The organism is Vibrio sp. D173a, from assembly GCF_030248475.1.
The window spans coordinates 1-598 of the sequence record NZ_JAHGAH010001428.1; the positions used below are offsets into that span (position 1 = coordinate 1).

The following is a 598-nucleotide window of genomic DNA, read 5'->3' on the forward strand; positions in this document are numbered from 1 at the left end:
TTTGTTTGTGCGCGGCGTATCGGCACATACGACCAATCAAACGGTGCTCAAAGAGGTTTATCAAGAGTTACTGGCACAGGTTCCCTACGTAGCAACCTATGAATACCTACTAACGTACATCGAGAAAGCCCCATCACGAGCGAGCAACATTCACCTTGCCGCAGGTTACAGCGGTGATGAGGTAACACTACAAAGCTTCACTCCCGATTATGAATGGGGGTTCAATGTTCCAGACGAAGGGACTATTTTGTGGGTTGATTGCCTGGCTATACTCAACGATGCACCAAATCCTGAACTGGCCGCGCGCTTTCTCAACTTTCTTCATCGTCCAGATATCGCGGCTCTCAATGCATTAGACTTGTCGATGACCACCACTAACGACCAAGCGCACCAGCATATCCCTCCTTACGAGAAGCAGTATTTGGCACTCTACCCCGACCAAAGTTTGTTGGATAAGGCGCAGTTCTACTCCACCTTAATCAATACCTCGATGACGCTTCGCAACCGAATCAGTCATGCGGTGATTCAACATCACAGGCAGCTTACCGACAATGATTAAACCGTTTTTATTTTCTCTCGCTGCAATGCTCCCCACAGC

General features: G+C 48.5%; 1 protein-coding gene. It reads left to right on the forward strand.

Features of this window, described 5'->3' with window-relative positions; translation table 11 throughout:
* Positions 1–559, forward strand: a 559-nt coding sequence (locus tag KIV40_RS33835) for an ABC transporter substrate-binding protein (protein WP_285353810.1), incomplete at its 5' end; no start/stop codon positions are given.
* Positions 560–598 lie beyond the last annotated feature (39 nt).